Origin of the sequence: Chryseobacterium sp. GP-SGM7 (assembly GCF_049166575.1) — a bacterium.
Classification (GTDB): Bacteria; Bacteroidota; Bacteroidia; order Flavobacteriales; family Weeksellaceae; genus Chryseobacterium.
In genome coordinates this window covers 43,489-69,040 of the sequence record NZ_JBMHFF010000002.1, presented here as the reverse complement: position 1 = coordinate 69,040, position 25,552 = coordinate 43,489, and the positions used below count along the sequence as shown (strand labels likewise).

The window sequence follows — 25,552 nt, the reverse complement described above, 5'->3', positions numbered from 1 at the left end:
ATAATATGTATAAATATTGCTTAATATTTTTTTTATTAATTTTTTCTTGTAAAGAGAAAAACTCTTTTGAAGAAATATCAATTAATGAAAACATTATAAAAGAGATCAAAGCAGATAAAAAAAGTTCAAAAGAACCAAGAGTTTATATTGTTAGTTTGTTTACGGATAAAGGTGAGAATATTTGTGAAATAATACGATATAAAGAGGTTTCTACTTCTACAAATTTTATTGGATGTCAACTGTTAGAAAGTGATACTATCCTTTTATATGTTGACAAAAAAAATAAATTTTCGGATTGTTATAAATTATCTAATAGATATATGCACTTTAATAAGAAACAATTTGTAATTAGAGATAAAAAAGAAATAGGATATTACAAACTGGATACATTAAATTGTTCAATGAAAAAGTTTAAGCCTAATCTATCGGATTTATAACCCGATACATCAGGAAATGCGATAACGTATGATCTTAACGGAAATATAAAGAGCCATAAGGATAAAAATATTCTGGAAATACGTTACAATTATCTGAATTTACCTAATTATATAAAATCAGATCAATTTGTGGCTACGGGAGGAAGACAGGCAGAGATTTATCTCAGCACCACCAATACTTACCGAGCAGACGGTATCAAGCTCAAAAAAATATACACCTATAAAGACTGGATTGTAACGAACTTCATTGCTAAGACGGAAACCGATTATCTGGATGGTTTTCAGTACGAAAAAAGTATTACTTTTTCTTACTCAGGAAATCCGGAACTCAAGTTTGTTCCCACATCGGAAGGATATTTTAATTTCGAAAATAATAAGTATATTTACAATTATACAGACCATTTGGGAAATGTGAGATTAAGCTATTTTAACAATGGTACAAGCGCAGAAGTTCTTGAAGAAAACAATTATTATCCTTTTGGATTGAAGCATGAAGGGTATAATGTTTTGGCAGGAAACCCAAGTTACCAATATAAGTACAACGGAAAGGAACTCCAAGAGACAGGAATGTATGATTATGGGGCAAGAATGTATATGCCGGATATCGGACGATGGGGTGTGGTAGATCCGCTGGCAGAGAAATCAAGAAGATTTTCAACCTATACTTATGCTTTAGACAATCCAATCATGTTTGTTGATCCGGATGGAAGGCAAGCAAAAGATATTTTTATATTGACAGAAAATGGTTCGTTTAAAGCATCTAAAGAGACTATGTATAAAACTCCGGAAGGAAAGAGGCTATGGGATAAATATGGTAATAGTAAGACTGATGACATATATATTGGGTCTAAAAATTTTGGTACTAATTCTGGTACCGTTGCGGCAACGTTGAGTAATGTGAGATCAAAAGGACTTGTAAAATTAAGTACTGAAAAAATTACAATTCCTTCAGGTAGTGTTATTGCAAACGATATGGATGAATTTAATGATGTAGATGTATCCCAATCCAAAGGCAGAAAAATTCATTTAGTATCTTTAAATGAAAATTTCTTTAAAAAAGATGGCAGTGAGAAAGGGTATTCAACAACAATTGAAGCCGAAGGTGAGTCTTATGTTCGTAAATATGACAACTATGATTTGGCTGAAGCGGTTTATCATGAAATAAAAGCTCATATAGAGGATGGAATTGATACCGGCGGACCTGAGCAAGATCATATAAATTATGGATCGACCTATTTTAGGCTTGAGCGCGAACGAACTCCCGGATCTCCTGCAGAAGTTATTCAAAATCAACTTATAAACTTAAGAGAAAATGATAAAAGAAAAGATAATAAGATTGGGAGTAATTAAAAATATAATTCTTTTAGCAATATTATTTTTAGCAAATATAGTTAAAGGACAAATCATAGAAATATACAAACCAATTGTTGTAACCTATAAATCAGCAATATTAAATAATGAAAAAGTTAATATTGGAATCTTTGATAGGTTTAGGGAAGATACATCAAAAATGCAATATGAATATTTGAAGTACGATTCTGATAAAGAAATTTTATATAAGTATAATGATACCCTTAAGTCTTTTCAAAAAATGATCTGTTTACAACGGAATAATTTTAATATTCAAAAAAATATTAAGTTGGGAATATTTGATGAATTTAATTTACAGAGACAAGACAAAAATGTATTTATTGCAAAATCTCCAATTGGGGGATACCCTTCACATCATAGAATAGTAAATTCTATCGAAGTTCTTTCAAAAACAAAAGAAGATTTAATTTTAAGAGTAAATTTTCAAGATGAATTTGAATGGAAATATTTTGGGATTTTAGTTCTTAAAGATTACAAATACTCTAAGGAATAATAGAATAAATATGGTAACTTTACTCTATCGCACGATTGTATCGTGTGGCAGATAAATAACTAACCCTCGCAATTGCGAGGGTTTTCTTTATTTATATGTAGTTCTGTTTTGTATTAGGAAACAGAACTAAAGCGTAGTCATTTTTAATTTCACTCTTTTTTATATACATTTTATAGCTTAAAAAACATAATAATCCTACTCAAAAAAAATAATCAAACTCGGAATTCCACAGACCATGAGTACTTTAATAGTTTTCTCTTATTGTTTAATCAATTTTTCAAAGGTAAGACTTCCGTCTTTTAAGGTAATTTCAAAATAGTAATTACCCGATTTCAAATCGGCAACATTTAAGCTTTCACCATCTAAAGTAGCTGATTTTACTTTTCTACCTGTAGATTCATAAATATCCACAGATTTGATTTTATCAGCATTTTTAAAACTTACGTTTTCTTTTGCCGGATTTGGATATAGAGAAACTTTCTTGTTTTCCATCGCTAAATCAGAAGTTCCCAATAAAGCAGATCTGGTTAGCATGACATACCCACGATTTCCGCCTCCATGATAATTATTTGCCAAGGTAGTACTCGTTCCCTTTGCATAGAAAATATTAATGGTGCTGTTTGTATTGGTAAAAGCGGTATCACCACTTCCTCCGGCAAGAGATCTCGTAGCAACAATTGTTCTCGTTCCGGAAGTAACTGTATTTGAAGTTATCGTCCAATCTTGTGCTGCATCTGCATTTGGAGTGACATTTATTCCTGCAAAAGTATAATCTAAATTTGTATTGGTTGTAGAAAGTGAATTATAAATAAATCCGTCTTTACCAGTTTGCATACCTTCACCAGAATTACCAAAACCGATTCCTAAATAAGAAGTATCTGCTCCTGTAAGCGTAAGAGTAGCTAATGTAGAAGAGGTATCTAATTTTACAGTCATTCCGGTAGATCCCAGACTTACTGTTCCTGTTGTAAACTGTGCCATTGCAAAATTTGCAAATACCACGCTTAAAGCTAATAAAACTTTTTTCATTTTTAATTTTTTAATAAGTTGATAATGTTTTTGTTGTTTGTCTGTAAAGCATATTCAAAAGGAGTCATTCCTTGTGAATCTTTGATTGATTTATCGGCTTTATGAGCCAATAATAATTCAACCAATTCTGTATTTCCGAATTTAACTGCCCAAAACAAAGGTGTTGCACCCGTAGAATCTATAATATTCGGATTAGCATTTTTATTTAATAACTGTTCTACCAAATCTCTGTTGTATTTCACAGCAAGACCGGCAAGAGCAGTTCCTTCGCTGCTTTTGTAATTCACATCTTTCACATTGTCGATTAGAAATTTAGCAACTTCCATATTACTTCTGTAGCAAGCCAAAATCAATGGTGAAAAACCGTTTTCATTGGTTTGGTTAATAATATCCGGATTCTGTTTCATCAGCTCTTTCACTTCATCCACAGTTCCGTTTCTTGCAATATCAAAGATAGATTTTGCTTTTTCCTGAGCCGACATTATGGTAAAACCCAGGATAAGATTCAGAATAAAAAATATCTTTTTCATAAGTAGATTTTTATTGTTTTTATTTTGAAAAGATGTAACTGTACTCAACATTTACATTTTCGGCTACTTTTTTCATCACCATTTTAGGAATGGTAACATTAAAATCTGCGGGTCTTACCACAAAAGCTCCCTGCATATAGATTTTCCCGTCTTTCGTATAAATTGTTGCTGTGGAATTCACAGCTTTGTCTACTCCGTGAAAATTTAAAGTTCCCTGAACTGAATACTTTTGAGGTGAAGCCGTAAGTTTTGTTTTGTCAAAATTTGCAATCTTGCCCTTGAAAGTAGTTTTTGGATATTTAGCTGTTTCAGCATAGTTTTCATTAAAATGCTCCTCCATTAATTTCACTTTAAAATGAAAGTTTTTAACGACAGAAACCGATGCAAAATCTCCGTTATCAGCATTTATTATAGCAACATTGCCATCATCCTGAGCAAAAACATCTTCAAATAACGGTACCGAAGCTTCAAACGTTACCTTACCTGTTTTTGTAGAATATTTCTGAGCCGAAACAATGTTTACAAAACCTAATGTGATGATTAATAATAACAGATTTTTCATATTAATTATTTTAATTTTCAGAAAGTCCATCTGCTTTCCATTTTGTGATGATGGTGATCTGAGAGGGTGATAGACTTCCACCTTGAGGCATTTTCAGAGGATCTCCGGTTGGTCTGCTGATCCGGTTGATAATATTGTCGATATTATTTTTCACCTGATTATAATTTGTCAAAGACAAAAATGAAGCTGAACCTGTCGATGAATGACAACTTATACAGTTTGCATCAATGATCGGCTTCACATCTTTGTTATACGTTACCAATTCTGCAACGGGAGTTTTATCTGAAATCTCTTCGTAGGTTCTGCTTTCACAAGCCATTAAGAAAACTGCTGACGAAACGATATACATTAATTTTTTCATAACTAAAAAACTCTGTAAAGATTAAACCCAAAGAAAACCTGCCCTTTCTCCCATTTTCCGGAAGCATTGGTGAGATAACCAATATCTGAATTGAGTTGGGAATTGCTGAATAAAAGCTGGAACACGTGTCCCCCGGTTTCTAAATCCATCCCGATTGATAAAGGATTTTTGTAAAAACTGTGATTGTCGAAATTCACAAAATATTCGGCGTTAATAGAAATTCTTTTTGACACTTTATAACGACCGCCCAAACCTGTCAAGAACTGATTTTTATCTTCAATCATCGGTTCGTAAAGGTTTTTGTGAACGTAAGAAGGCGTTAACTGCAGGGAAAAATTTTCATTAAATCTTCTCGAAATTAAAGCCTGAGTAAGATACGAAAGTCGATCTCCGAATTTCAAATCCGGATAATTGTCTTTGCTGAGGTCTGTATTTACCGCCATTACATTGTACCCGACAACATCAAAAGGAAAATTTTCGCTTTGCTTTACTAATCTGTATTTCGCACCACCTTCAAAAGTTTTCTGATTGGTTTCTCTGGAAAGGCTCAAGGAAATTCCGTCGGTAAGGCCATAGATTACGCCTAATTTTGTCGAGGCATCATCTAATCCGAAGAAATCTTTGAAACCTTTGCTTACATCTCCAAAACGGTGTGCTACCACAATATACCATTCGTTTTTTGCCGTAAGTTTGGTAGACTGACCTGTGACAATCTGAAGCGCTTTAAAAGCGGGCGGTGAAATTTCTGTATTTTTTGTCTGAACGGTGTCAATATCTTTCAAAAGATCTTCCTGAGAAAAGGCAAGACCTGAAGCCAGCATTGACAAAAAAAGGAGAGTTTTTGTCATACACATAATTGTTTATTATTCGTATGACAAACTTATAGACTTCTGTTTCTAAAATTTGGTGATAAAAGTCACCGAGAGAATTGTTTTTATCAATCAGATTGTTAAAAATATTGAATACTATTTATTAGTCTATTCTAACATTTTCATTTACAGGGATTTTTATACCTTCTTTGGTCTGAATTATTTCACCCTCATTTTCTACTTTTTTCAAAACTCTGCTCACAACTTCTCTTGAAGTTCCCAAATTGTTGGCAATTTCCTTATGAGTTAGTTTTACAGGATTGTTTCCGGTAATAGAAATCTGCTGTTTGATATAATTTAAAACTCTTTTATCTAATTTATGAAAGACTGCATCGTTTACCATATTCATAACATCTACAAATCTTTTTTCGTATTCGCCATAAAAAAGTCTGTTGATCTGCGGAAATTTTATCAGCCATTCATGAATAACAGAAACCGGAATTAATAATACTTCGGAATCTTCTTCCGCAATCGCATAAATTCTGCTGATATAATCTGAAAAAATTGACGAAAATGTCATCAGACAACTGTCATTGGGTCTTATGTAATAGTAAATAAGCTCTCTACCGTCGTTTAAGGAATAAACTTTTACAGAACCTTTTATTAAAAACGGAACAAATTTATTCTTCTGCCCTTCTCTCACAATCTCAGTTTTTGCTTTAATATCTGAAATTAAAGCGTGTTTTTTTAGCTCAATTAAAAAATCACTACCCAGAGAGCCAAATTTATTTAAAATAAACTGATCATGTATCATTTCGTTGAATCATATTCAAAAACAAAGATATACAATTGGATAATCCGTATTACATTTTTATTGAAATTTTTATTAATTCAAATGCTAACAAACTGATATTATTGTTATTTAAAAAAAATAATCCCGTAAAGAAAAATGCCTCAGTTTTCACCGAGGCATTCTTATGTATGATAAGAAAAATCTTATGCGTTAACGTTGTTACCACCTAATACGAAAGGCTCAACTTCTTTGATTTCGCCAAATTGTTGCTCGTAGTTTGTGATGTTTTGCTGAAGAGCTGTAAGAACTCTCTTAGCATGAAGAGGAGCCAAGATTACTCTTGATCTTACGTTTGCTTGTTGTACACCCGGCATAAGCTGGATGAAATCTACAACAAACTCAGAAGGAGAATGGTTTACTAAAGCAAGGTTGCAATAAACCCCTGAAGCTACCATTTCGTTAAGTTGGATGTTGATGTTGTTTGGATCGTTGTTTTGATTTTGATTGTCCATTGTATAAATTATATTTTTTGAAAATTAAAATTTGAGATTGTGAAAATATAAAAATAAATTCAAATCTCAAATTTCAATTTATTAATTTTAGTTAAGGTCTTCGAATTCTTTCTTAGAACCTACTATTACATTTTGATACTCTTTGAGACCTGTACCTGCAGGAATTCTGTGTCCTACAATTACATTTTCTTTAAGACCATTCAGGCTGTCTACTTTACCAGCAACTGCTGCTTCGTTAAGAACCTTAGTTGTCTCCTGGAATGATGCAGCAGACATGAATGATTTCGTCTGAAGAGCTGCTCTTGTAATACCTTGCAATACAGGTGTAGCTGTTGCAGGTAAAGCTTCTCTTACTTCAACTAAAGCCTGATCTTCACGCTTCAGTTTAGAGTTTTCGTCTCTCAGTTCTCTTGCAGTAATCATCTGTCCTGGTTGGAAAACTTTAGAATCTCCAGCTTCAGTTACTACTTTAAGACCAAATACTCTATTGTTCTCTTCCAAGAAATCATATTTGTGCTCAAGAGCAGCCTCAAGGAACTGAGTATCACCCCCGTCAACGATTGATACTTTCGTCATCATCTGTCTTACGATGATTTCGAAGTGCTTATCATCAATTTTTACCCCTTGCAGACGGTAAACTTCCTGAATCTCATTTACTAAATATTCCTGAACCGCAGTTGGCCCTTTAATCTTCAAGATATCGTCCGGAGTAACTGAACCGTCAGAAAGTGGCGAACCAGCTCTTACGAAGTCATTTTCCTGTACTAAGATCTGGTTTGATAATTTAACTAAATAAATTTTTCTCTCACCAGTTTTAGCTTCAACGATCAATTCTCTGTTACCTCTTTTAATTTTTCCGTAAGAAACTACTCCGTCAATTTCTGTAACAACAGCCGGGTTAGATGGGTTTCTTGCTTCGAATAATTCTGTAACTCTCGGAAGACCTCCGGTGATATCCCCTGTCTTTGCAGCTTTTCTTGGGATTTTGATTAAGACTTTACCAGCCTTAATTTTTTCACCATCATTTACCATTAAGTGGGCTCCTACCGGTAAGTTGTAGCCTTTTTGCTCAACACCTTTAGAATCTACCACTTTCAAAGTAGGTACGGCTTTCTTATTTCTAGATTCAGAGATTACTTTCTCTTCAAATCCTGTAGCTTCATCAATTTCCAACTGGAATGAAATACCCTGGATAATATCTTCGTATTCTACTTTACCAGAAGTTTCTGCAATGATTACTGCGTTGTACGCATCCCATTTACAGATTAAATCTCCTTTGCTTACTTTGTCACCTGATTTTACAGATAATATAGCACCATAAGGTACGTTAGCAACCATTAAAGGAGTTCTTGCTTCGTTATCAGCAACCAATCTGAATTCTGTTGTACGAGACACTACTACTTCTGCAGTATTACCGTTTTCATCTTCCGAAGTAATTGTTCTTACCTCATCCAATTCTACGATACCATCTCTTCTTGCAATAATAGAAGGATTTTCTGAAACGTTTGTAGATACACCCCCTTGGTGGAAAGTTCTCAACGTAAGCTGAGTTCCCGGTTCACCAATTGACTGTGCAGCGATAACACCTACTGCTTCACCCATGTGAATCATTTTACCTGTAGCTAAGTTTCTACCGTAACATTTAGCGCAGATACCTTTTTTAGTTTCACAAGTTAACGGAGAACGTACTTCAACAGCTTCTAATCCTACTTCTTCGATTTTCTTCGCTAATTGCTCAGTAATTACCTGATCAGCTTCAGCAATGATTTCGTCAGTTTCAGGATCATAAATGTTATGTAAAGAAACTCTACCTAATACTCTTTCAGAAATCTTTTCAACGATCTCGTCATTTTTCTTAAGTGCAGTAACTTCTGTACCTCTTAAAGTTCCACAGTCTACTTCTGTAACGATAACATCCTGAGCAACGTCTACTAATCTTCTCGTTAAGTAACCCGCGTCGGCAGTCTTAAGAGCGGTATCCGCAAGACCTTTACGAGCACCGTGAGTAGAGATGAAGTATTCTAAGATAGAAAGACCTTCCTTAAAGTTTGCAAGAATCGGGTTTTCGATAATTTCCGCACCAGTAGAACCCGCTTTCTGCGGTTTTGCCATCAAACCTCTCATTCCTGATAACTGACGGATCTGTTCCTTAGAACCCCTCGCTCCAGAATCAAGCATCATGTATACAGAATTGAATCCACCTTGGTCAACTTTCATTCTGCTCATGATCATTTCAGTTAATCCTGCGTTAGTGTTTGTCCAAACGTCAATTACCTGGTTATATCTTTCTGTATCGGTAATCAGACCCATGTTATAGTTGGCTCTAATTTCGTCAACAGTTTCAATAGATGTTGCGATCATTTTCTTTTTCTCAACAGGAACTACAATATCCCCTAATGAGAATGAAAGACCTCCTTTAAATGCATTTGAATACCCTAAGTCTTTCATTGCATCCAGGAACTTCACAGTAGTAGGAAAATCTGTATCAGCAAGAATTTTACCGATAACATTTCTTAATGATTTCTTTGTAAGAAGCTCATTAATATATCCTGACTGTTTAGGAACGATCTGGTTAAATAAGATTCTACCAACAGAAGTTTCAGTTAATTTCGTAGTGATTACACCGTCTTCTTTAATTGGAAGTCTACATCTTACTTTAGCGTTCAATGAAACTCTACCTTCAGCATAAGCGATTTCCGCCTCTTCCGGAGAATAGAATGCAAGACCTTCACCCAATACTTTCATATCTTCAGTAGAGCTTAATTCTTTGGTCATGAAATAAAGACCAAGAACCATGTCCTGAGAAGGTACTGTAATTGGAGAACCGTTTGCAGGGTTCAAAATATTCTGAGAACCTAACATTAATAACTGAGCTTCAAGGATAGCTTCCGGTCCTAACGGTAAGTGTACCGCCATCTGGTCACCATCGAAATCGGCGTTGAATGCTGTTGTTACCAACGGGTGTAACTGGATTGCCTTACCTTCGATCATCTTAGGCTGGAAAGCCTGAATACCAAGTCTGTGCAAAGTAGGTGCTCTGTTTAATAAAACAGGGTGACCTTTCATCACGTTTTCAAGGATATCGTAAACTACCGGTTCTTTTCTATCAATAATTCTCTTTGCAGATTTTACTGTTTTTACAATCCCTCTTTCAATCAGTTTTCTGATGATAAACGGTTTGTACAATTCCGCAGCCATATCTTTAGGAATACCACATTCGTGAAGCTGTAAGTTTGGACCTACAACAATTACCGAACGCGCAGAGTAATCTACCCTTTTCCCCAATAAGTTCTGACGGAAACGACCTTGCTTACCTTTCAATGAATCTGAAAGTGATTTTAATGGTCTGTTTGATTCAGATTTTACTGCTGAAGATTTTCTTGTATTATCGAATAATGAATCTACAGATTCCTGAAGCATACGCTTCTCGTTTCTCAAGATCACTTCAGGAGCTTTGATCTCCAATAATCTCTTCAAACGATTGTTTCTGATAATTACTCTTCTGTAAAGGTCATTTAAGTCAGAAGTTGCGAAACGTCCTCCATCCAACGGAACTAATGGTCTTAATTCTGGCGGAATAACAGGAAGTACACGCATAATCATCCACTCCGGTCTGTTGATCATTCTTGTATTGGCACCTCTCAATGCTTCTACAACGTTTAATCTTTTCAGAGCTTCAGTTCTTCTTTGCTTAGAACCTTCGTTGTGAGCTTTGTGTCTCAAGTCGAAAGACAAAGCATCAAGATCAATTCTTTTCAGCAATTCTTCAACAGCTTCAGCACCCATTTTGGCGATGAATTTGTTTGGATCAGAATCGTCAAGATATTGGTTTTCTACAGGAAGAGTCTCCATAATATCAAGGTATTCTTCTTCTGTAAGGAATTCTTTATCGTCAAAATCAGAACCATCTAATTTCTTAGCGATACCTTGCTGAATCACAACATATCTCTCGTAATAGATGATCATATCTAATTTCTTAGAAGGAATACCCAAAAGGTAACCGATTTTGTTTGGTAAAGAACGGAAATACCAAATGTGCGCAATAGGAACAACCAAACCGATATGTCCAATTCTTTCTCTACGTACTTTTTTCTCCGTAACCTCTACACCACAACGGTCACAAACGATCCCTTTATAACGAATTCTCTTGTATTTACCACAAGCACATTCGTAATCTTTGATAGGACCGAAGATTTTTTCACAGAACAAACCGTCTCTTTCAGGTTTGTGCGTTCTGTAATTGATAGTTTCCGGCTTAAGCACTTCTCCTCTGGAATCCTGTAAAATAGATTCCGGTGAAGCCAAACCGATGGTTATTTTATTAAAACGACTTGTTTTATTTTTATTTGACATTTTTTTTGAATTTGAGATTTGAGATTTGAGATTTGAGATTAATGAATCTCTAATTTATTCTGACATATATTTTAAAATCTGTAAACAGAATTTTAAAATTCAAAATAAATTATTTCAAATCGAATTTATTCCTCAAGTCTTACGTCTAATCCAAGACCTTGTAACTCGTGAAGCAATACGTTGAAAGATTCTGGAATACCCGGTTCAGGCATTGCTTCCCCTTTCGCAATCGCTTCATAAGTTTTTGCTCTACCAATCACGTCATCCGACTTCACAGTAAGAATCTCTCTCAAGATATTTGATGCTCCAAATGCTTCAAGAGCCCAAACCTCCATCTCTCCGAATCTCTGACCACCAAACTGAGCTTTACCTCCTAAAGGTTGCTGAGTAATTAATGAGTAAGGTCCGATAGAACGAGCATGCATTTTGTCATCTACCATGTGTCCTAATTTCAACATATAGATAATACCAACTGTTGCAGCCTGAGTAAATCTTTCTCCTGTACCCCCATCATAAAGGTGAGTGTGACCGAATTTAGGAACTCCAGCTTTTTCAGTGTACTCAGTGATCTGATCAAGAGTAGCACCGTCAAAAATTGGAGTAGCGAACTTCAATCCTAATTTTCTACCTGCCCATCCAAGAACAGTTTCGTAGATCTGACCGATGTTCATACGAGAAGGTACCCCAAGTGGATTCAATACGATATCAACCGGTGTTCCGTCTTCCAGGAATGGCATATCTTCTTCACGAACGATTCTCGAAACGATCCCTTTGTTACCGTGACGACCCGCCATTTTATCTCCAACGTTCAGTTTACGTTTTTTAGCGATATATACTTTAGCCAACTTCATGATACCTGCAGGAAGCTCATCACCGATTGACAATGCAAATTTCTCACGGTTCTTAACTCCTTGAATATCGTTGAATTTGATTTTATAGTTGTGAATTAACTGTTTGATTAATTCGTTTTTATCGTTATCAACCGTCCAGTCAGCACCGCTTACGTTGACATAATCTTCAACTGAAGTCAACAATTTATGCGTAAATTTCATACCCTTACCGATGATTTCCTCATCTAAGTCGTTGGTAACTCCCTGAGAAGTTTTACCGCTGACAAGTGTATTTAATTTTTCAATTAAGCTGTTTCTTAACTCGTCAAACTTAGCCTTGTAAGTGTTTTCAATCTCTTCAAGTTTAAGTTTTTCTTCAGTTCTTTTCTTTTTATCTTTAATATTTCTAGAGAACAATTTCTTGTTGATCACAACACCTCTTAATGAAGAATCTGCTTTCAATGAAGCATCTTTTACATCACCAGCTTTGTCACCAAAGATTGCTCTAAGAAGTTTTTCTTCAGGAGTCGGGTCAGATTCACCTTTTGGCGTAATCTTACCAATCATGATATCACCAGGCTTTACTTCAGCACCGATTCTGATCATCCCGTTCTCATCAAGATCTTTTGTAGCTTCTTCAGAAACGTTTGGAATATCTGCCGTCAATTCTTCCATACCTAATTTGGTATCACGAACCTCAAGAGAATATTCATCCACGTGGATTGAAGTAAACCAGTCTTCACGAACTACTTTTTCGTTGATTACGATTGCATCCTCAAAGTTATACCCTTTCCAAGGCATGAAGGCAACCACTAAGTTTCTACCAAGAGCCAATTCCCCGTTTTCAGTAGCATAACCATCGCAAAGTACCTGTCCTTTTGCCACTGTATCACCTACTCTTACATTCGGTCTTAGGGTAATGGTTGTACTCTGGTTGGTTTTTCTAAACTTAGTCAGGTTATATGTTTTCGTAGCAGATTCGAATGATACTAAATCTTCGTCTTCGCTTCTTTCATATTTAATGATGATTTTATCAGCATCAACGTATTCAACTAAACCGTTTCCTTCAGCGTTAATCAAGATTCTTGAATCTTTAGCAACCTGCTGCTCAAGACCTGTACCTACGATTGGCGCTTGTGGCTTCAATAACGGAACCGCCTGACGCATCATGTTTGATCCCATCAATGCTCTGTTCGCATCATCATGCTCCAGGAAAGGAATTAACGAAGCTGAAATACCAGAAATCTGGTTTGGAGCAACGTCGATCAAATTAACCTGAGAAGGCTCTACAACAGGATAATCACCATCCAGACGAGCAATAATTCTGTCTGTGATAAATGTACCATTGTCATTCAACTCAACGTTTGCCTGAGCAATTACTTTATCTTCCTCGTCTTCTGCATTTAAGTAAATAGGGTCTGCATTAAGATCTACAGTACCATCGTTCACTTTTCTATACGGAGTTTCGATGAAACCTAAAGTATTAATTTTAGCATAAATACCCAAAGATGAAATCAAACCAATGTTTGGTCCTTCCGGAGTTTCAATCGGACAGATACGGCCATAGTGCGTATGGTGAACGTCACGAACCTCGAAACCTGCTCTTTCTCTTGATAAACCTCCAGGTCCCAGTGCAGAAAGTCTACGCTTGTGCGTGATTTCTGATAGTGGGTTGGTTTGGTCCATAAACTGAGAAAGCTGGTTGGTACCAAAGAATGAATTAATTACCGACGTTAAAGTTTTAGCATTAACAAGATCAAGCGGAGTAAAGATTTCGTTATCTCTAACGTTCATTCTCTCCTTAATCGTTCTTGCAATTCTAGAAAGACCTACACCGAACTGACCTGCTAATTGCTCACCAACAGTTTTAATTCTTCTGTTTGATAAGTGGTCAATATCATCAACATCAGTTTTTGAATTTACCAATTCGATTAAGTGTCTTACAATCGCAATGATATCTTCTTTTGTAAGAACTTCAGTTGTAGTAGGGATGTTCAGATTTAATTTTTTATTCAATCTGTAACGTCCCACTTCTCCTAATGAATATCTTTGCTCAGAGAAGAATAATTTTTCTATAATTCCTCTTGCAGTTTCCTCATCTGGTGGATCTGCATTTCTTAACTGACGGTAAATATATTCTACTGCTTCTTTTTCAGAGTTTGTAGGGTCTTTTTGTAAAGTATTCTGGATGATAGAGAACTCGTTACTGTTTTCTTTGTGAATCAGGATAGATTTCACACCAGCATCAAGAATTAGATCTAAATGTTCTTTTTCAAGAATAGTTTCTCTGTCTAAGATAATTTCGTTTCTTTCGATAGAAACAACTTCACCCGTGTCTTCGTCTACGAAATCTTCGAACCATGTGTTCAATACTCTCGCAGCCAAAGTTCTTCCTTCTACTTTTTTAAGGGCAGCTTTAGAAACTTTCACTTCCTCAGCAAGATCGAAAATCTGTAGGATATCTTTATCAGATTCAAACCCGATTGCTCTTAATAAAGTCGTTAAAGGTAATTTTTTCTTACGGTCGATATATGCGTACATTACGCTGTTGATATCTGTCGTAAATTCCATCCAAGATCCTTTGAAAGGGATAATTCTTGAATAGTACAATTTAGTTCCGTTGGCGTGGTACGTCTGTCCGAAGAATACACCTGGAGATCTGTGTAACTGAGTTACGATAACACGCTCTGCACCATTGATAATGAAAGATCCACTATCTGTCATGTAAGGAACCGGACCTAAATACACATCCTGTACAACAGTCTGAAAATCTTCATGCTCAGGGTCTGTACAGTATAATTTAAGTCTAGCTTTTAGAGGAACGGAATACGTTAAACCTCTTTCCACACATTCGTCGATCGAATAACGTGGAGAATCTACCAGATAATCTAAGAATTCCAATACAAACTGGTTTCTAGAATCGGTAATAGGAAAGTTTTCCTGGAAAGTTTTGTGCAAACCTTCTTTCCTTCTGTCTTCAGGAAGTGTATCTAGCTGGAAAAAATCTCTGAATGACTCTAACTGGATATCTAAGAAATCCGGAGTAATGATTTTTCCTTTAGCCGAAGAGAAATTAATTCTCTCAACTCCCCTAGTTGTTGATGTTGTTTTACTCATAAAACTTTTAAGAAAGGGTTAAAAAATATTTTGTTTTTATTCAAAAATATCAGAATGACAAGAAACAAACTAAAAGTAACAGGCAAAAGTGTTTTGGCGCTCACGTAAGAACCTATATCCTTTTAAGTTAATCTTTATCTTTCTAACTGCAACACTGGTATATCTTTTCACAGTGTAATGCAAAATATTTTTATTTTATCTGATGGGTTAAAATACATGAGTACTATAAAATACAGAACACCCTTTCAAAACAATGAAAGAGTTGATTTTCAATAGATTACTGTATTATGTTTAATTTTAGCGCCAAAAGAGACTGCAAATATACTTTTTTTTAAATTCATACACAAAAAAAAACCATCTCATTTTGAGATGGTTGCATATGAAAATATTTATTTCTTTAATTCTGGCGTTCACATCTTAGAAATTAAAATACGAATACATTAAAATAATATTTACGTGAACTTAAAAAACTACATGAAAACTTCAATAATTAAAAAAGGCTTAATAAGTTTGAAGTAAAGAAGTCGTTAATGTAGTCTGCGCCATATCAACATTAAGATTAGACGTATCTACAGGTTTCCCGACACCAAGAGTAACCAGTGTTGCTCCACTATTCAGCTGTCTGTTGGCACAAGCTGCCCTTACAACGTAAGAACCTGCTGCCAATGCATCTAAGGTAACATTCAGATTATAAACTTTATATGTTCCAGGTATACCTCTTACTACATCATTTCTTACTGCTTTCAGCTTTCCTGCTACTCCGTCTTTTTCCACAAAGATACCACAGGCAAAACTGGCAGAGCTTGTAGTCCAGGTCAATCCTGCTGGTCTCGCGATTTGAACAGTTGTCTGAAATGATAATACAGCTTTAGAAAGATTATCTGTCTTGGTCACAACAAAGCTGTCGTGAGCATTGGTTATATATTGCCAGTTTAAATCACCTACATTAGTACTACTGGTAAATCCAGAATCTAAACTATAAATACCTGTACTACCTGTCTGTGTAAATTGCAAACCTGTAACATCTTTTACTGTATTTAAGTAGAATAGAGATAAACTCCCCGTACCATCTGCAATCTGAACCGTCTTCCATGTATCTGACGAAATTGAATTAAAACCAAATAATTGACCTGCATTTCCTGCTGATCCTACAACGGTTGACGTACCACCTGTTCTTATTTCTTTTCGAACATTAAGTGTACCGTTAACATCAAGCATTTTAGCAGGAGTGCTCGTATTTACGCCTACCTGAGCCTGTGCAAAACCTGCAAATAATATGATTACTATAAAAATATTTTTCATTTTAAGGAATTATTACGGATGAGAAATTTTGAGGAATTTCATAGACATCAACTTTTAATGATGATTGAGTCATGAAATTATTTGTATTCTGAGTTCCTTGGTAAGAAGGCGATCCCACACCTAATGTAAGACCGGCAAAAGGATTTGTGAGTCTTGCACAAGCAACATTAATAGTATGTGTACCTGCTGCCATGTTTTCTACACCTCCTATTTGAGTATGTGTTATAAAGGTATTATTACTTGCACTTTGAGGTAGCATATTGAGTCTGATACTTTTTAGCAAACCATCAACAAAAATACCGCAAGCGAATTTAATATTTGAAGCATTACCTCCTGCATTATTTTGCTGAACTACAGTTTCAAACATAAAATAAGTACTGCTCACTGTACTATTCACAGTGAAATCTTTAGAAAGCCCAGAAATAGTTTTAAATCCTTTAGCCGTTAAAGAAGATAATGGGGTATCAACTACAAAATCTGTTGAAGGCACTAAGGTTGTCGGAGCAGTTTCAGAATTATTAAAACTAATTCCCTGACCCGTTGTTCCACCAGGAGTTACCGTATTAAAATCCCGGAAGGAATCATTAAAAATTAAATAATATTTTCCTGCAAGATATTCAGGTATTCTAAGAGTCTTCCACGTAGGTGGATTATTTGGACCTCTGGATACAAGAAGCTGATCTTCATTTCCAGCCAAAAGTACACCCGAACCATTATCTAAAAATATTTTTTTCCCAATGTTTAAATCTCCATTTACATCTAGATTAGCTCTTGGGCTTGTTGTTGCTACACCAATATTCCCCTGCGCATGCAACAGAACTGTGAATGAACCTAATATGAATATAAGTATTTTTCTCATTATTTTAGTTTGTATAGGTTACGAGCTGTGCAATATCAATTTTGAATAATGATCTTAGTGCAAAAGCATTTGATGAAGTACTTGTAGTATCGGGCGCAGGGCCATAGGTAGGAATATTGATTCCAATCCTAAAATAATTATTGGTAACATCGGATGATTTTGTCTTACGGCATGCCACTTCCAAAGTGTAAACTCCCACTGGGATATTTTCTTCGGTATAATTTAAGGTAAATATACCCTGTACCGGACTTGTATCTACCGTACTGATCCCATCCGGTCGCAGTGCAACCAATTTATTATCTTTAAAAATTCCGCAAATATACTCTACAGATGCTCCGGATGCTACTGATTTATTTACCAGCTCAACTCCTGATTGAAATTGATAAGTAACTTTATTTTGAGCCGATTTAACATCAATCGAAGTATTTAAGTTTGCAATTTTAACCCATTTTAAAGCATCAAAATTTTCATTTAAACTACTAGTAAGCGGCGTTGAAACAGCAACACCATTTGAAAGGGTTGTAATTCCCGTGTTATCGTTTTTCAGATATGTATTGATTAATTTATACTGAGAATTTTCCATAAAAGGAACATTGGCATATTTCCAGACTGGAGAATTTCCTGTTCCCTGCGAAACCAAAATCTGGTCAATATTTCCTGTATTACCATTGGCAACATCAGTACCTCCAATACTTAGCGCTTTTCGGAGTGCAATATCACCATTTACATCCAAGACAGCTCTTGGAGTGGTTGTATTAATTCCTATCTGCGCACAAGAATAACCACATATGAAGAGGAATAATAATTTGAATATATTATACATTTTAAGTTTATTTAATTAATAAGAATCTATCTGTAATATATACAGTTTTATAACATATGAATTAACAACCAAATGGTGGTGGTCTTACAGAAAAGACCTGAGAGAAACAAAAATCTAATGATTTATTATTGTAGTATCGATATTTTTGAGAATGTAAAAAGTCTAGTGCACTTTTTACAATATATTGATTTTGATGAGCATCTGCATCAGAAAAATTATGTTGCCCAAAATTTGGTACTACATAATCCTGATTGATATGAGATGACATTATAAACTTTTCAGAAGAAGGAAACACCTTATAATCAATCCATTCGAAAGATCCCTTTCGGCTCTCATATTCAGCAATATGCTTTTTAATTGCTTTTATGTTATCTCTCTGAAAATTTTTGTGATTTTCTTTCGGCTTATTCTTTAATTTTTTTCCGGGGACAAAAGGATTTTTGAAGGTCTTTGCAATTAAAATTTCTTTATCTTCTGAAATTCTCTTAATTACAATTTCGGCATTATCAATCCCTACATGTTTATGTTTGATCTGTTTATTAAAATTTTGGTCTGATGAATAAACAGTAACTCCATCTGTTAAAGTGATAACTGAAGATGTATTATTCCCAAAACCTTCTTGTGCATATGAGAATGCACAAATTAAAAACAATAGAGCTACAAGAAGACCACGAAAAACTCTCACCTTATAATAAAGTTTAAATTATTCGTAATCATATAAAGCACGTGTAGACCTATTTCCAATCTTAATTTTTTACCATTGCAAAATTAATCATTATTTACATATCTATCCATTATTTTATTGTTAATAATGTAAATTTTATCATCTGATTTATATAAAGATAATTGATTGAAAGGTAATTACAAGACAATATTATTTTGAGATGAATATTTTTATGATTACAAACAGAAAAACCGCATCTTTACAGATCCGGTTTTTTCTATCAATATAATGTAATGGTTGGTGTCTATCTTAATAGTTTGTAACTTAAATTTGAAAAATTGTAGACAACAGGGCTCTTTTCCCTAGACTATGTGAGCCCTGATATTCTACAAGAAAACTGAATGATGAAATTTTTATAATGTTGATTTGATGTCTTGTTATTGATGTAACAAATATAGGATCACCAAAATTTTCAGGCAAGTTGTTGTTGGAAGCATTTATAAATATTGACGTAAAAATTTACAAATACATCTGATTACAAATCTCAACTGATTTATAATCAGATATTTAATTTATTAATTAAAAACAAATGTTTTATTTTCAAATTTCAATTCATTATGATAAAGAAAGATATAATCGACCTTATTCAGATATTTTGAATTCCAATTTCTTAGAATTAAAATAAATTCGTCTTAATTAGCTAAATAACTACCCATAACTTTATTAAAGATTAACCGTAAACTATTTTTCATTAAGTTAAATCAACAATATTCTAAATAATTAAATAAAAACCCTCAGTATTTCTACCAAGGGTTTTACAGTTTTTATTTTAATTAGCTGCTATAGTTTTAACAATAATTTGACCGGCAAAAATTCTCAAAAACAATTGATATTTTTTTCCTTTTTTTGGTACTGTCTTCTATAATTTTTCTATTATTATTTTGCTTTATTACATCTTTATCTTTACCAACTTTCTTGTCAGATTCTTTGGGAGTAGACATCTCAAGTCTTTTTGAATCCTTTTTTTTATCCTGTCTGGCAATGCTTGCTTTATCATGTACAATTTTGTTATCCGAAATCTGGCTGTTAAAAGAATTGTCTGCAGAAAAAAGCGTTGCACCATCCTTCAAAATTATACTTGGTTTGGCAATTTGTTTTACCGAATCTTTAGACTGTGCCTGTAAATTACAACTTACCGAAATTAAAATCAATAAAATTCCTGTAAAAAATGCTTTTACAATATTATAATTATTTATTTTTTTCAAAAGTATCAAGAAAATATTTTTTTAGCTTTCGCTGGATATCTTCACTGCAAATGTACAGAAGTTTATGACTAAAATCATAATTTATTTTTACATTTTATGATGTATTCTTGAAAATTATTAATCAATTAAAGGATTAGTATTAAATAATTTCACATAATTCACAATTAATTGATCTTAAATTCTATTTATTAATAAGTATCAACAGGACAAATAATGAGCACAATTGAACTACGGAAATTTTCTATACATTTCAATATTGGAATCAAAAAAAAGAAGCGATAAACTAAGTTTACCGCTTCCTAATATTTAAAAATTGAAAATTATTTCAATTCTACTTCAGCACCAGCTTCTTCTAATTGTTTCTTAAGAGCTTCAGCTTCGTCTTTAGAGATTCCTTCTTTGATAGCAGAAGGAGCTCCGTCTACGATGTCTTTAGCTTCTTTAAGACCAGCACCAGTTAAATCTTTTACCAATTTAACGATAGCTAATTTAGAAGCACCTGCAGACTTAAGAATTACATCGAATTCAGTCTTTTCTTCAGCAGCTTCACCAGCACCAGGACCAGCCATTACTACTGCAGCAGCAGCAGGCTCGATTCCATACTCGTCTTTAAGGATAGTTGCTAATTCGTTTACGTCTTTTACTGTTAAGTTTACTAGCGTTTCAGCTAAATTTTTTAAATCTGACATTGTTGTAATGTTTTTGTTGATTATTGATTGATTTTTTTGAGAGTCTAATTATTCTGCAGCCGGAGCTTCTCCTTCTGCAGCAGCTTCTGGAGTTTCAGTAGCTGGAGTTTCTTCCACAGCAGGTGCAGCTTCTTCAGCTGGAGCATCTGCAGTTTCAGATTTGTTTTGAAGAGCAGAAACAACTCTTTGAATTGGAGACTGAAGTAATCCGATGATTTCACCGATCATTTCTTCTCTAGACTTAATGCTTACTAAAGCATCAAGGTTGTTGTCACCAACATAGAATGTTTCCTGTACGAAAGCTGATTTTAAAGCAGGCTTTTCATCTTTCTTTCTGAAGTCTTTGATTAATTTTGCCGGAGCGTTTGCTGTTTCAGCAATCATTAAAGCAGAGTTACCTTTGAAAGTACCAAACATTTCAGAGAAATCTACTCCGTCAATTTGTTCCATTGCTTTTTGCAAAAGTGTATTTTTTACCACTTTTACTTTAATGTTTTGCTTGAAAGCCTGTCTTCTGAAGTCTGAAGCTTTACCAGCATTCAATCCTTCAAGATCTGCAACATATACTACTTTAGCATCCTGAAGCAAGTCTTTGATCTCTTGTATCGCTACAACTTTTTGGTCTTTTGTCATTGTCTTAGGATTTAGTATTAGTTAACAGCTTTAGTATCGATTGCAATACCAGGACTCATTGTAGAAGATAAATAAATAGACTTCACATAAGTACCTTTAGCAGCAGTAGGTTTCATTTTGATCAAAGTAGAGATCAATTCCTGAGCATTTTCTTTGATTTTAGCAGCATCGAAAGACACTTTACCAATACCAGCATGGATAATACCGTATTTGTCTACTTTAAAGTCAATTTTACCAGCTTTTACTTCAGTTACTGCTTTACCAATTTCCATCGTTACAGTACCTGATTTAGGGTTAGGCATCAAACCTCTTGGTCCTAAAACTCTACCTAATGGTCCTAATTTACCCATTACAGCCGGCATCGTAACGATAACGTCAACATCTGTCCAACCTTCTTTGATTTTTTGTAAATATTCGTCAAGACCTACATAATCAGCACCCGCTTCTTTAGCTTCAGCTTCTTTGTCCGGAGTTACTAAAGCCAAAACTTTAACATCTTTACCAGTTCCATGAGGAAGAGATACTACACCTCTTACCATTTGGTTTGCTTTTCTTGGATCTACACCCAATCTTACAGCGATATCTACAGAAGCATCAAACTTTGCAGTGTTCACCTCTTTTACAAGAGCAGAACCTTCTTCAAGGTTATAGATTCTTCCTTTTTCTACTTTGCTAGCAGCTTCTTTTTGCTTTTTAGTTAATTTTGCCATTTCTCTAAGTATTAAGCGTTAAAAGTTGGTTTAGTTCCTGTTACTCTTAATCCCATAGATCTAGCAGTACCTGCAACCATAGAAACTGCAGAATCCATTGTGAAACAGTTAAGGTCAGTCATCTTGTCTTCAGCGATCTTTTGAACCTGAGCCCAAGATACAGCACCTACTTTGTTTCTGTTTGGTTCTCCAGAACCACCCTTGATTTTAGCCGCATCCATCAACTGGATTGCTGCAGGAGGAGTTTTGATTACGAATTCAAAAGATTTGTCTTCGTACACTGTAATTACTACAGGTAAAACTTGTCCTGGCTTATCTTGAGTTCTTCCGTTAAATTGCTTACAAAACTCCATGATGTTCACACCTGCAGAACCCAAAGCTGGACCTACCGGTGGAGATGGGTTTGCTGCTCCTCCTTTTACTTGGAGCTTAACCATTTTAAAGACTTTTTTAGCCATTTTTTGTTTTTTAAATTTGAATAATTAATGAGTTTGGAAGCATTATTATTCAGCAGGTTACCACACTCACATAAAGTAAACCTACTTTTCGGATTGCAAAATTATGAAATATTTTTGAAATAGCAAATACTTAACTGATTAAAATTCAGAAATAAGCAAATTAATTACAGGACAAAAAATAAGATGGAACAGAATTCAGCTTAAAAGATAATGAGTGATTAATTTATGTTGAAAAAATCCGGCATTAACCCCTCACTTCCTTGCCGTTTAAATGTTGAATTTAAAATTAAAGAGCGGCTGCGAAGGTTTTCTGACAGTCATCTTATTCTTGTCTGAACATACAAATCATCTGTTGCAAAACCTTTATTTTTTTTGCACCGATCTTCTCGTAACAATTTTATCAGTTACCAAGTAGTGTTCCAGTAAAATTTTCCATAATTTTATTGATACTTTCTCTGAAGTGAGGGGAATTTCAATTTTTATATTTGTGGACAAGATCTCATAGCAATTTCCAAAATAATAATCCCCAATAATATCAATCGCTGTATGAATAGGAATTGACACATCAGTAAACTCTGGAACGATTAGCGTTCGGCTCAAAATAATTGATAATATGGTGAATCAGAGTTTGTTGTGAGATATAGATGGATATCACAAAATAAAGGTTCTACATATTGGTAATAAGGGATCAATCACAAAACCTGGGGAGAATTGTTGAAAGTTTTTAACTTTGCTTCATGTCTCAAGATCAAGAATTATTAAAACTGTTACTTCCCGAATATTTAGTGGCGTATTTCGATTTCGTAAAATCTGAAGAAAAAGAAGGACTTCTTCATCTTTACTTTGAAGAAAAAAACAGTGTTCCTAAAGAGTTTTCCTCATTAAATCTTCAATCGAAAGGATTTCACGAAGAAATTGCCGTTGATGATTTTCCGCTTCGTGGCAAAGCCGTAAAACTCAACATTAAGCGTAGAAGATGGACGGATATGAAGTCTGGAAATATTGTTCAACGAGATTGGAATCTCATCGCTAAAGGCACTCGCATGACACAGGATTTTGCAGAGTTCTTAAAAAAAATCAGCCGATACTAAAGCGCTTCCTTTGGAAATCATTGGCGAGATGTATGGTGTCAACGGAAAGAAATTTCGCAGACAGTACAAAAAATCCCTCAGTGAATTTAAAGACTGGAACCAGAAATCCCATGCCGAAGATTACATTTTATACCCCGCAAACTGCCTCTCACAACTCTCTTTAGACGAAGTAGCCTTGTCTCAGGGCGAACTTTACACCGTGCTTACATCCAAGCATGCCAAGGGCAGGAAAGGCAGTATTGTTGCCGTCATTAAAGGAACAAGAAGCGAAGATGTTATTGATAAACTCTTAAAAATAAGCAGAAAATTAAGGCAAAAGGTAAAGGAGGTTACCTTGGATATGGCGGGCTCTATGAAGCTTATTGCCAAGCGGTGTTTTCCCAATGCCGTGCAGGTTGTCGACCGTTTCCATGTACAAAAACTAGCCATCGAAGCTGTTCAGGAATTAAGAATCAAACATCGTTGGGCAGCCATAGACAAGGAAAATGAAGCATTAAAAACCGCAAAAGAAACCAAAGCAAGAGCGAAAATCGAAATCTTTGAAAATGGCGATACCCAAAAACAACTTTTAGCCAGAAGCCGATATTTGCTCTACAAAAGCAGAGAAAAATGGACTGAAAACCAATCTGCCAGAGCCAAAATTTTATTTTCTCAATATCCGGACTTGGAAAAAGCTTACAACTTATCGGATAATCTCAGGAAAATTTACAACCAAAACATGACAAAGTCTGTAGCCATGCTCAAATTGGCTCGTTGGTTTAAAGACGTAGAAGAATCCGGTTTTAAATCATTTTCTATACTCAAAAATACTATTATGAATCATTATAATGATATCCTTAACTATTTTGAACAAAGAAGTACCAATGCCTCTGCAGAAAGCTTTAACGCTAAAATCAAAAACTTCAGAATGCAACTTCGAGGAGTAAGGGACAAATCATTTTTCTTATTCAGATTGTCAAAACTTTTTGCTTAGTCCCCAGATTTTGTTACTGATCCGTAATAAGTGATTATAATAAAAAGCTACAGTTTCCAAAACACAAAAAAACCAACCTGGAATTCAGATTGGTTTTTTATATTTTAAAAAGTATTAAACTTTTTCTACCTGCATAAAGCTTAGCTCCATTGGAGTTTTTCTTCCGAAGATTAAAACTGAAACTTCAATTTTCTTCTTATCTTCAAGAATTTTTTCAATTGTTCCGTTGAATCCGTTGAAAGGACCATCGATCACTTTAACGTTTTCACCAACGATGAACGGAATTTCAGCATCAGTAGCAAATTCTGAAAGCTCATCCATTCTACCTAACATTCTGTTTACCTCAGATTTTCTCATTGGTACAGGATCTCCACCTTTAGTTAAGCTTAAGAAAGAAATTACGCCCGGAATATTTTTAATTACGTGAGGAATCTCTCCCATTAAATCTGCTTCAACCATCAGATAACCTGGGTAATAAGGTCTTTCTTTAGGAACTTTCTTGCCATTTCTAAGCTGAATTACTTTTTCCATAGGAATAACCACCTGAGTAACGTACTGCTCAAACCCTAAACGTTTGATTTCTGTCTCAATATAGTTTTTCACTTTATTTTCCTGTCCGCTGATTGCTTTCAGCACATACCATTTTAATTCGCTCATTATGGGAAATTACTTTTTGTTAGTTGAAGCTGTTAATCAATATTCCTAAGATGTTACTGATTGCTTTTGAAAACAACTCATCAACACCAAAAGTAAATAACGCTAAAATAACAGTTGCAACAGTAACTACAATTGTAGAAGACTGTAAGTCTGACCATTTTGGCCATTCAACTTTATGTCTAAATTCGTTATAAGAACCTTTTAAAAAATCAACAAATGAACTCATAATTT

General features: G+C 34.6%; 25 protein-coding genes. 5 read left to right on the top strand and 20 right to left on the bottom strand.

Going from position 1 to position 25,552, the window contains the following annotated elements:
- Positions 1-5: 5 nt before the first annotated feature.
- The 3 genes from ACOOWA_RS09150 to ACOOWA_RS09140 all read left to right on the top strand — a co-directional run bounded on the left by ACOOWA_RS09150 (position 6) and on the right by ACOOWA_RS09140 (position 2,301).
- Positions 6-437 (top strand): hypothetical protein, encoded by a 432-nt coding sequence (locus tag ACOOWA_RS09150; protein ID WP_421374767.1) that lies wholly within the window; start codon positions 6-8, stop codon positions 435-437.
- Between the two features lie 129 nt (positions 438-566).
- Positions 567-1,787, top strand: coding sequence for an RHS repeat domain-containing protein (locus ACOOWA_RS09145; RefSeq protein ID WP_421374765.1), 1,221 nt, complete (start codon positions 567-569; stop codon positions 1,785-1,787).
- A complete protein-coding gene (locus ACOOWA_RS09140; protein WP_421374763.1) occupies positions 1,750-2,301 on the top strand; it encodes a hypothetical protein in 552 nt (183 codons plus the stop codon). The genes ACOOWA_RS09145 and ACOOWA_RS09140 overlap by 38 nt, the downstream gene beginning before the upstream one ends.
- Positions 2,302-2,559: 258 nt before the next feature.
- On the opposite strand, the gene ACOOWA_RS09135 is transcribed toward ACOOWA_RS09140, so the two are convergent.
- From ACOOWA_RS09135 to rplK, 18 genes are all read right to left on the bottom strand, one after another.
- Positions 2,560-3,330 (bottom strand): T9SS type A sorting domain-containing protein, encoded by a 771-nt coding sequence (locus ACOOWA_RS09135; protein ID WP_421374761.1) that lies wholly within the window; start codon positions 3,328-3,330, stop codon positions 2,560-2,562.
- A 2-nt stretch (positions 3,331-3,332) separates the two neighbouring features.
- Positions 3,333-3,860 (bottom strand): ankyrin repeat domain-containing protein, encoded by a 528-nt coding sequence (locus ACOOWA_RS09130; protein ID WP_421374759.1) that lies wholly within the window; start codon positions 3,858-3,860, stop codon positions 3,333-3,335.
- Positions 3,861-3,879: 19 nt separating this feature from the next.
- Positions 3,880-4,422: a YceI family protein gene (locus ACOOWA_RS09125; RefSeq protein WP_421374757.1), complete on the bottom strand. Its 543-nt coding sequence runs from the start codon at positions 4,420-4,422 to the stop codon at positions 3,880-3,882.
- 10 nt (positions 4,423-4,432) lie between these two features.
- Entirely contained in the window at positions 4,433-4,783 is a 351-nt protein-coding gene (locus ACOOWA_RS09120) for a hypothetical protein (protein ID WP_421374755.1), read from the bottom strand.
- Positions 4,784-4,785: 2 nt separating this feature from the next.
- The gene (locus ACOOWA_RS09115; RefSeq protein WP_421374753.1) at positions 4,786-5,631 is read right to left on the bottom strand and encodes a DUF5777 family beta-barrel protein; all 846 of its coding nucleotides are present in this window, start codon (positions 5,629-5,631) and stop codon (positions 4,786-4,788) included.
- Between the two features lie 124 nt (positions 5,632-5,755).
- Positions 5,756-6,406, bottom strand: a complete 651-nt coding sequence (locus ACOOWA_RS09110; RefSeq protein ID WP_421374751.1) for a Crp/Fnr family transcriptional regulator — start codon at positions 6,404-6,406, stop codon at positions 5,756-5,758.
- A gap of 182 nt (positions 6,407-6,588) precedes the next feature.
- The gene (locus ACOOWA_RS09105; protein WP_027388013.1) at positions 6,589-6,897 is read right to left on the bottom strand and encodes a DUF3467 domain-containing protein; all 309 of its coding nucleotides are present in this window, start codon (positions 6,895-6,897) and stop codon (positions 6,589-6,591) included.
- A gap of 87 nt (positions 6,898-6,984) precedes the next feature.
- Positions 6,985-11,250 (bottom strand): DNA-directed RNA polymerase subunit beta', encoded by a 4,266-nt coding sequence (rpoC, locus tag ACOOWA_RS09100; protein WP_421374749.1) that lies wholly within the window; start codon positions 11,248-11,250, stop codon positions 6,985-6,987.
- A gap of 125 nt (positions 11,251-11,375) precedes the next feature.
- The gene (gene rpoB / locus ACOOWA_RS09095; RefSeq protein WP_421374747.1) at positions 11,376-15,197 is read right to left on the bottom strand and encodes a DNA-directed RNA polymerase subunit beta; all 3,822 of its coding nucleotides are present in this window, start codon (positions 15,195-15,197) and stop codon (positions 11,376-11,378) included.
- Between the two features lie 501 nt (positions 15,198-15,698).
- A complete protein-coding gene (locus ACOOWA_RS09090) occupies positions 15,699-16,499 on the bottom strand; it encodes a hypothetical protein (RefSeq protein WP_421374745.1) in 801 nt (266 codons plus the stop codon).
- A 1-nt stretch (position 16,500) separates the two neighbouring features.
- Positions 16,501-17,358 carry a hypothetical protein gene (locus ACOOWA_RS09085; protein WP_421374743.1) on the bottom strand — a complete coding sequence of 286 codons (858 nt, stop codon included), beginning with the start codon at positions 17,356-17,358 and terminating at the stop codon, positions 16,501-16,503.
- A gap of 4 nt (positions 17,359-17,362) precedes the next feature.
- Positions 17,363-18,181 carry a hypothetical protein gene (locus tag ACOOWA_RS09080; RefSeq protein WP_421374742.1) on the bottom strand — a complete coding sequence of 273 codons (819 nt, stop codon included), beginning with the start codon at positions 18,179-18,181 and terminating at the stop codon, positions 17,363-17,365.
- 61 nt (positions 18,182-18,242) lie between these two features.
- Entirely contained in the window at positions 18,243-18,866 is a 624-nt protein-coding gene (locus tag ACOOWA_RS09075; protein WP_421374740.1) for a hypothetical protein, read from the bottom strand.
- 827 nt (positions 18,867-19,693) lie between these two features.
- The gene (locus tag ACOOWA_RS09070; protein ID WP_421374738.1) at positions 19,694-20,110 is read right to left on the bottom strand and encodes a hypothetical protein; all 417 of its coding nucleotides are present in this window, start codon (positions 20,108-20,110) and stop codon (positions 19,694-19,696) included.
- Between the two features lie 320 nt (positions 20,111-20,430).
- On the bottom strand, positions 20,431-20,799 hold the full coding sequence (gene rplL, locus ACOOWA_RS09065; RefSeq protein WP_055983830.1) for a 50S ribosomal protein L7/L12: 369 nt from the start codon (positions 20,797-20,799) through the stop codon (positions 20,431-20,433).
- Positions 20,800-20,847: 48 nt separating this feature from the next.
- On the bottom strand, positions 20,848-21,432 hold the full coding sequence (gene rplJ, locus ACOOWA_RS09060) for a 50S ribosomal protein L10 (protein ID WP_421374736.1): 585 nt from the start codon (positions 21,430-21,432) through the stop codon (positions 20,848-20,850).
- Positions 21,433-21,449: 17 nt separating this feature from the next.
- Positions 21,450-22,142 (bottom strand): 50S ribosomal protein L1, encoded by a 693-nt coding sequence (gene rplA / locus ACOOWA_RS09055; RefSeq protein WP_055983824.1) that lies wholly within the window; start codon positions 22,140-22,142, stop codon positions 21,450-21,452.
- An 11-nt stretch (positions 22,143-22,153) separates the two neighbouring features.
- Positions 22,154-22,600, bottom strand: coding sequence for a 50S ribosomal protein L11 (rplK, locus tag ACOOWA_RS09050; protein WP_034679146.1), 447 nt, complete (start codon positions 22,598-22,600; stop codon positions 22,154-22,156).
- Between the two features lie 737 nt (positions 22,601-23,337).
- On the opposite strand from rplK, the gene ACOOWA_RS09045 reads away from it, so the two are divergent.
- Both ACOOWA_RS09045 and ACOOWA_RS09040 read left to right on the top strand, forming a co-directional pair.
- Complete coding sequence (locus ACOOWA_RS09045; RefSeq protein ID WP_421372726.1) at positions 23,338-23,691, top strand: ISAon1 family transposase N-terminal region protein; 354 nt, start codon at positions 23,338-23,340, stop codon at positions 23,689-23,691.
- Between the two features lie 28 nt (positions 23,692-23,719).
- Entirely contained in the window at positions 23,720-24,664 is a 945-nt protein-coding gene (locus ACOOWA_RS09040) for an ISAon1 family transposase (protein WP_421374626.1), read from the top strand.
- A gap of 114 nt (positions 24,665-24,778) precedes the next feature.
- Here the strand turns inward: ACOOWA_RS09040 and nusG are convergent, their stop codons facing one another.
- Positions 24,779-25,321: a transcription termination/antitermination protein NusG gene (gene nusG, locus ACOOWA_RS09035; protein WP_421374733.1), complete on the bottom strand. Its 543-nt coding sequence runs from the start codon at positions 25,319-25,321 to the stop codon at positions 24,779-24,781.
- A 19-nt stretch (positions 25,322-25,340) separates the two neighbouring features.
- Entirely contained in the window at positions 25,341-25,547 is a 207-nt protein-coding gene (gene secE / locus ACOOWA_RS09030) for a preprotein translocase subunit SecE (protein WP_034679301.1), read from the bottom strand.
- Positions 25,548-25,552: the final 5 nt, after the last annotated feature.

Coding starts and splice junctions, on each gene's coding strand:
- nusG (WP_421374733.1), bottom strand. CDS start 25,321: ATGAGCGAATTAAAATGGTATGTGCTGAAAGCAATCAGCGGACAGGAA.
- ACOOWA_RS09125 (WP_421374757.1), bottom strand. CDS start 4,422: ATGAAAAATCTGTTATTATTAATCATCACATTAGGTTTTGTAAACATT.
- ACOOWA_RS09120 (WP_421374755.1), bottom strand. CDS start 4,783: ATGAAAAAATTAATGTATATCGTTTCGTCAGCAGTTTTCTTAATGGCT.
- ACOOWA_RS09135 (WP_421374761.1), bottom strand. CDS start 3,330: ATGAAAAAAGTTTTATTAGCTTTAAGCGTGGTATTTGCAAATTTTGCA.
- rplK (WP_034679146.1), bottom strand. CDS start 22,600: ATGGCTAAAAAAGTCTTTAAAATGGTTAAGCTCCAAGTAAAAGGAGGA.
- ACOOWA_RS09080 (WP_421374742.1), bottom strand. CDS start 18,181: ATGTATAATATATTCAAATTATTATTCCTCTTCATATGTGGTTATTCT.
- ACOOWA_RS09085 (WP_421374743.1), bottom strand. CDS start 17,358: ATGAGAAAAATACTTATATTCATATTAGGTTCATTCACAGTTCTGTTG.
- ACOOWA_RS09115 (WP_421374753.1), bottom strand. CDS start 5,631: ATGACAAAAACTCTCCTTTTTTTGTCAATGCTGGCTTCAGGTCTTGCC.
- ACOOWA_RS09150 (WP_421374767.1), top strand. CDS start 6: ATGTATAAATATTGCTTAATATTTTTTTTATTAATTTTTTCTTGTAAA.
- ACOOWA_RS09105 (WP_027388013.1), bottom strand. CDS start 6,897: ATGGACAATCAAAATCAAAACAACGATCCAAACAACATCAACATCCAA.
- rplL (WP_055983830.1), bottom strand. CDS start 20,799: ATGTCAGATTTAAAAAATTTAGCTGAAACGCTAGTAAACTTAACAGTA.
- secE (WP_034679301.1), bottom strand. CDS start 25,547: ATGAGTTCATTTGTTGATTTTTTAAAAGGTTCTTATAACGAATTTAGA.
- ACOOWA_RS09040 (WP_421374626.1), top strand. CDS start 23,720: ATGTATGGTGTCAACGGAAAGAAATTTCGCAGACAGTACAAAAAATCC.
- ACOOWA_RS09090 (WP_421374745.1), bottom strand. CDS start 16,499: ATGAAAAATATTTTTATAGTAATCATATTATTTGCAGGTTTTGCACAG.
- rpoB (WP_421374747.1), bottom strand. CDS start 15,197: ATGAGTAAAACAACATCAACAACTAGGGGAGTTGAGAGAATTAATTTC.
- rplA (WP_055983824.1), bottom strand. CDS start 22,142: ATGGCAAAATTAACTAAAAAGCAAAAAGAAGCTGCTAGCAAAGTAGAA.
- ACOOWA_RS09130 (WP_421374759.1), bottom strand. CDS start 3,860: ATGAAAAAGATATTTTTTATTCTGAATCTTATCCTGGGTTTTACCATA.
- rpoC (WP_421374749.1), bottom strand. CDS start 11,250: ATGTCAAATAAAAATAAAACAAGTCGTTTTAATAAAATAACCATCGGT.
- ACOOWA_RS09140 (WP_421374763.1), top strand. CDS start 1,750: ATGATAAAAGAAAAGATAATAAGATTGGGAGTAATTAAAAATATAATT.
- ACOOWA_RS09110 (WP_421374751.1), bottom strand. CDS start 6,406: ATGATACATGATCAGTTTATTTTAAATAAATTTGGCTCTCTGGGTAGT.
- ACOOWA_RS09045 (WP_421372726.1), top strand. CDS start 23,338: ATGTCTCAAGATCAAGAATTATTAAAACTGTTACTTCCCGAATATTTA.
- rplJ (WP_421374736.1), bottom strand. CDS start 21,432: ATGACAAAAGACCAAAAAGTTGTAGCGATACAAGAGATCAAAGACTTG.